At 60.7% G+C, this 5,558-nt stretch carries 5 protein-coding genes; 2 read left to right on the top strand and 3 right to left on the bottom strand.

Features of this window, described 5'->3' with window-relative positions; genetic code table 11:
* Window positions 1-1,511: energy-dependent translational throttle protein EttA (gene ettA / locus ACEW8J_RS11540; protein ID WP_373491790.1), on the bottom strand; the 1,511-nt coding region annotated here is incomplete at its 3' end.
* 187 nt (window positions 1,512-1,698) lie between these two features.
* On the opposite strand from ettA, the gene ACEW8J_RS11535 reads away from it, so the two are divergent.
* Both ACEW8J_RS11535 and ACEW8J_RS11530 read left to right on the top strand, forming a co-directional pair.
* On the top strand, window positions 1,699-3,075 hold the full coding sequence (locus tag ACEW8J_RS11535; protein ID WP_373491789.1) for a M28 family peptidase: 1,377 nt from the start codon (window positions 1,699-1,701) through the stop codon (window positions 3,073-3,075).
* The gene (locus ACEW8J_RS11530) at window positions 3,072-3,332 is read left to right on the top strand and encodes a hypothetical protein (RefSeq protein ID WP_373491788.1); all 261 of its coding nucleotides are present in this window, start codon (window positions 3,072-3,074) and stop codon (window positions 3,330-3,332) included. The genes ACEW8J_RS11535 and ACEW8J_RS11530 overlap by 4 nt, the downstream gene beginning before the upstream one ends.
* Here ACEW8J_RS11530 and ACEW8J_RS11525 read toward each other — a convergent pair.
* Both ACEW8J_RS11525 and ACEW8J_RS11520 read right to left on the bottom strand, forming a co-directional pair.
* Window positions 3,329-4,729, bottom strand: a complete 1,401-nt coding sequence (locus ACEW8J_RS11525; protein WP_373491791.1) for a sensor histidine kinase — start codon at window positions 4,727-4,729, stop codon at window positions 3,329-3,331. The two genes, ACEW8J_RS11530 and ACEW8J_RS11525, sit on opposite strands and share 4 nt — an antisense overlap.
* The gene (locus tag ACEW8J_RS11520) at window positions 4,729-5,448 is read right to left on the bottom strand and encodes a response regulator (protein WP_373491787.1); all 720 of its coding nucleotides are present in this window, start codon (window positions 5,446-5,448) and stop codon (window positions 4,729-4,731) included. Before ACEW8J_RS11520 ends, ACEW8J_RS11525 begins: the two co-directional genes overlap by 1 nt.
* Window positions 5,449-5,558 lie beyond the last annotated feature (110 nt).

The following is a 5,558-nucleotide window of genomic DNA, read 5'->3' as shown; positions in this document are numbered from 1 at the left end:
TCATGCGAGATGACCACGGCGCAGCCGGCGAAGTTTTCCAACGCATCTTCCAACGCGCGCAAAGTTTCGACGTCGAGATCGTTGGTGGGCTCATCGAGCAGCAGCACGTTGCCGCCTTCTTTCAGCATCTTGGCGAGATGGACGCGGTTGCGTTCGCCGCCGGAGAGCTGCCCGACCTTCTTCTGCTGGTCGACGCCCTTGAAGTTGAACGCGCCGACATAGGCGCGAGTCTGGACTTCATTCTTGCCGAAGGTGAAATAGTCGTGGCCGCCGGAAATTTCTTCCCAGATATTTTTTGACGCGTCGAGCGTGTCACGGCTCTGGTCGACATAGCCTAGCTTGACGGTTTCGCCGAGTTCCATCGATCCGCTATCGGGGGTTTCCTGGCCGGTGATGATCCGGAACAGGGTGGTCTTGCCGGCGCCGTTGGGACCGATGATGCCGACGATGCCGCCGGGTGGCAGGGAGAATTCGAGATTTTCGAACAAGAGCTTGTCGCCATAAGCCTTGGTCAGTCCCTTGGCTTCGATCACCTTGGAGCCGAGCCGTTCCGGCGTCTGGATCAGGATCTGGGCCTTGCCGATCACCCGGTTTTCCTGCGAGGCGACCAGATCGTCAAAGGACTTGATCCGCGCCTTGGACTTGGTCTGCCGCGCCTTCGGGCTTTGCCGCATCCATTGCAATTCGTTTTCGATCGCTTTCTGGCGGCTCTTGTCCTCGCGTTCTTCCTGCGCCAGGCGTTTCGACTTGTTTTCCAGCCAGCTCGAATAATTGCCTTCGAAGGGATAGCCCTTGCCGCGGTCCAGTTCGAGCACCCAGTTCACCACGTTGTCGAGGAAATAGCGGTCATGGGTGACGAGAATGACATTGCCGGCATAGTCGATCAGATGCTTTTCCAGCCAGGCAACGCTTTCGGCGTCGAGATGGTTGGTCGGCTCGTCGAGCATCAGGATTTCCGGCTTGTCGAGCAGCAGGCGGCAGAGCGCCACGCGGCGCTTCTCACCACCGGAGAGGTCGGTGACCGGGCTGTCGCCGGGCGGGCAGCGCAGGGCCTCCATCGCGATTTCCAGCTGGTTGTCGAGCGTCCAGCCATCGACCGCGTCGATTTTTTCCTGCAATTCGCCCATTTCTTCCATCAGCGCGTCAAAATCCGCGTCTTCCGGCGGATCGCCCATGATGTTGGAGATTTCGTTGAAGCGGCCGACCAGATCGGCGACTTCGCGGACGCCGTCCATGACGTTTTCCTTGACCGTCTTGCTTTCGTCGAGCTGCGGCTCCTGCGCCAGATAGCCGACGCGGATCCCCTCGCCTGCCCAGGCTTCGCCCTGATATTCTTCATCCTGACCAGCCATGATCTTCATCAGCGTGGATTTACCGGCGCCATTTTTGCCGATGATCGCAATTTTCGTGCCCGGCAGGAATTGCAGGTGGATATTGTCGAGCACCGGCTTGGGGGCTCCGGGGAAGGTCTTGGTCAGACCCTTCATGACATAGCTATATTGGACGGCCATCGGATTCGCTTTCAATGTTGCTCGTCACTCCAGCAAAAGCTGAAATCTCGGTCGGCTTGGCGCTCGGGTTGAGAAGATCCCGGCTTTCGCCAGGATGACGGGTTAATTCAGGGCTTATGTAGCTATTCCGCCCGCCGGTCGCAAGAGAGCATTGGCAAAGCGCAAAAGGCGGGTTAGGCAACATGTCATGAAAAACATATCCATCCTGCTCGCTGGCGCTTCCGCGCTCTATCTGTCCACATCCGCCATGGCCAATGATCATGATCCAGCAGCGCTGCAGGCCAAGGCGCTGCAGGACACGATCGCCTGGGACATTACCGAAGGCCTGACCACCGAAATCGGGCCGCGCCAAGCGGGTACCGAGGCGGAAGCTCGCGCGAGAGACTGGGCCATTGCCAAGCTGAACGCGCTGGGGTTCAGCAATGTCCGCAACGAGCCTTATATGATGCCGACCTGGGTCCGGGGCAAGGAAACGGCGGCAGTGACCAGTCCGTTTCCACAGCCGCTGACGATTACTGCCCTCGGCAATAGCGCCAGCACCGGCGACCGGGGGTTGACGGCGGAGGTGATCTATTTTCCGACGATACAGGACCTGATCGCAGCGCCCGACAGCAGCCTGACCGGCAAGATTGCCTTTGTCAGCCACAGGATGAAGCCGACCCAGGACGGGTCCAGCTATGGCGCGTTCGGATCGGCGCGCTTTGTCGGCCCCAATATCGCCGCCAAGAAAGGCGCGGCAGCGATCATCATCCGTTCGGCCGGGACCGACTATCATCGCAATCCGCATACCGGCAACACCAATTTCGAGGCAGGCGTGAAGCCGATTCCGGCGGGCGCGCTGTCGATCCCCGATGCGGAGAATCTGGAACGAATGTTCGAACGCGGCCAACCGGTCCAGCTCAAGCTGGTGCTGACGCCGCAGAATATCGGAGAGCAGGAGTCCGGCAATGTCATCGCCGAACTGCCGGGCAGCGATCCGTCGCTGGGGATGATCGTCATCGCGTGTCATCTCGACAGCTGGGATCTGGGCACCGGCGCGATTGACGATGCCTCGGGCTGCGGGATCATCACCGCGGCGGCAAAACATATCATGACGGCTGGCCAGCCGAAGCGCACGATCCGGCTGCTCTGGGCCGGTGCCGAGGAAGTCGGCATCTGGGGCGGCAAGGCCTATGGCGAGGCGCGCAAGGGCGACAATCATGCGCTGGCGATGGAATCGGATTTCGGTGCGGACCGGATCTGGCGGGTCGAGTTTAACCTGCCGGAATCGGCCAAGCCACTGGCCGACCGGATCGCCAGCGCCCTGCAACCGCTGGGGATCGGCCGCGGACAGCTAAAAGCCGGCGGCGGGGCCGATATCCAGGCGATCATCAAGGCCAATAATCTGGCGATCATCGACCTGCAGCAGGATGGCAGCCGCTATTTCGATCTGCACCATACGCCGGATGATACGCTCGACAAGGTCGATCCGGAACAATTGCGCCAGAATGTGGCGGCCTGGACCACGGTGCTTGCGATTATCGCCAATGATGATGGCGACCTGACGATGCCGCTGCCGGAATGAAACCCCTGCGGCTGATCCTGCCTTTGGCGCTGATGCTTGCCGGCTGTTCCGATACCCCGGTAGAGGAACTGGGTGACGAAGCGATCGCCGAGCGGGAGCAGCAGATCGCGGAAGATGCGCAATCGCTGGAAGAGGCCGCCAATGATGCGGTGAAGGCGATGGAAGACGATATTGACGCCGAACTCGCCGCCGATGGCATCGGCGATCCGGCCGCCGATGAGGCAGCAGATGATGCAGCGGAAGCAGCCGCCAACTAGCCGGTCGGCAGCGACAGGATTGCGCGCAATCCACCATTTTTGCGGTTTTGCAGGATGATATCACCGCCATGGTCGCGGGCGGTGGCGCGCGCCAGCGTCAGCCCGAGTCCGGAACCACCGGTGGCGCGATTGCGCGAGGCATCGCCGCGCAGGAAGGGTTCGAACATCGATTCGATCTGGGCTTCGGGGATGCCAGGGCCATCGTCATCGACAAATATCATCAGCCTGTCTTCAGACTTTTCCACAGAGATATCCGCAGACTTGCCATAGAGAATCGCGTTGCCGATCAGGTTGCGCAGCGCCCGGCGCACCAGTGTTTCGCGGATCAGGGCGCTCTGTTTCTCGCCGCGCTGATAGCGGACCTCGTGGCCGAGGTCGGTGAATTCATCGACAATCGTCTCGATCAGCGAGCGGATATCGACCGGATCCGCCTGTTCCCTTGAACGACCCAGCCGGGCCAGCGACAATATGTCGTCCAACGTATGGTCGATATCCTCGATGCCGGCGATCATCCGTTCGCGTTCGGTGTCGTCATCGACATTTTCCACCCGCACCCGCAGCGCCGCCAGCGGGGTGCGCAGATCATGACCTATGGCACCGAGCATGACATCCTTTTCATTGATCATATGGCTGACCCGGTCGCTCATCGCGTTGAAGGCGCGGATCAGTTCGCGCGTGTCCGGAGGCCCCTGCTCGGCCAGCGTGGCGGTTTCGCCGGGCTGGAAATTTTGGGCCCTGGCGGTCAGCGACTTGAGCGGTCTGGAAATATAGCGCCCGAGCAGGATCAGCGGGATCAGCATCAGCAGATAGATGGTGATCGTCTGGACCAATAATGTCCGGATCAGCAACGGCGCGCGACCGCGCACGGCGGAGGCGATACTGACCCACCGGCCATCCGCCTGCTGTGCGGAAATGATGACATAGCCTCTGGTTTTCTGCTGTTCGGGCTGTCCGCCCATTGAGCGGTTGATCGGGTTATTGCGCCATTCGCCGCGATTGGCGCCGATTAGATGACCATCCATGCCGGCATGCAGACCGCGGACGAAGGTGGCCCTGACTTCGGCGAAATCATTGCCCATATTGGCAAAGGCCTGACCGGCGCGCGTTTCCAGTTCCGGCAGGCGCTGCATGTCTTCGTTCACTGCGCTTTCGGGACCGAATTTCAGCTGGCCCCAGCGGCGCGCGCGCATCGCCGTGCCGCGCCGCGGGGGGCGATCGCTGGCTTGCCGGTCGAGACCATATGCAATGCGGGCAACGGCAGCGGTCGACGCTTCCACCAGATTCTGGTTTTGCGCCCCGCGATAGAGCAGGAAGCTGTTGATCCCCTGCGCCAGCAACAGCATCAGCGCGACCACCAGCAGCAGCTGGCCGACGAGACTGCGGGGCCATAATCGCATCACAGCGATTTGACTTCGCCGGCGAGAACATAGCCGCCGCCCCAAACGGTCTTGATGATTTCCGGATTCTTGGGATCGCTCTCGATCTTGCGGCGGAGCCGGCTGATCTGATTGTCGACGGCGCGGTCGAAGGCATGGGCTTCGCGGCCCTGGGTGATGTCGAGCAGCTGGTCGCGGTTGAGCACTTTCCCGGCGCGCGACACCAGCGCCAGCAGCATCTGATATTCGCCGGTGGACAGCGATATGTTGACGCCGTCGGCATCGACCAGGCTGCGCTTGTCGCATTTCAGGGTCCAGCCGGAAAATTGATAGCCGCCGCCGGAGGTGCCGTTCTGGTTCCCCCCGCCCTTTTCGGCGCGGCGCAGCACGACCTTGATCCGCGCCACCAGTTCGCGGGGACTGAACGGTTTGGTGATATAATCATCCGCGCCGAGTTCCAGACCGATGATGCGTTCGGTTTCTTCGGTCTTGGCGCTGATGAAAATGACCGGAATATCGTTTTTGTCGGTGACGAAACGGCACAGGCTGAGGCCATCTTCGCCGGGCATCATGATGTCGAGCAGAGCGATGTCGAAATCATAGGCGTTGAGCAGCGATCGGGCGATGCTGGCATCGGCGGCCTGCTGGACCTTGTAGCCTTGCTTGGTCAGATATTGCGCCAAAGGCTCGCGCAGCGAGGCTTCGTCATCGACCAGAAGAATATGAATCTCGTTCGCCATGAGATCGCCCTATCACAGGTTGGAAAAAAAGGAACGGACCGCCAGCCAATTTGGGAGGGAGGGAGATCTGGCTGACGATCCGTTCGCGAAAAAAGGGGGTTCAGGGATTA

The sequence above is a fragment of the Parasphingorhabdus sp. genome, assembly GCF_041748495.1.
Classification (GTDB): domain Bacteria; phylum Pseudomonadota; class Alphaproteobacteria; order Sphingomonadales; family Sphingomonadaceae; genus Parasphingorhabdus.
This window is presented reverse-complemented; position numbering and strand designations above follow the sequence as displayed.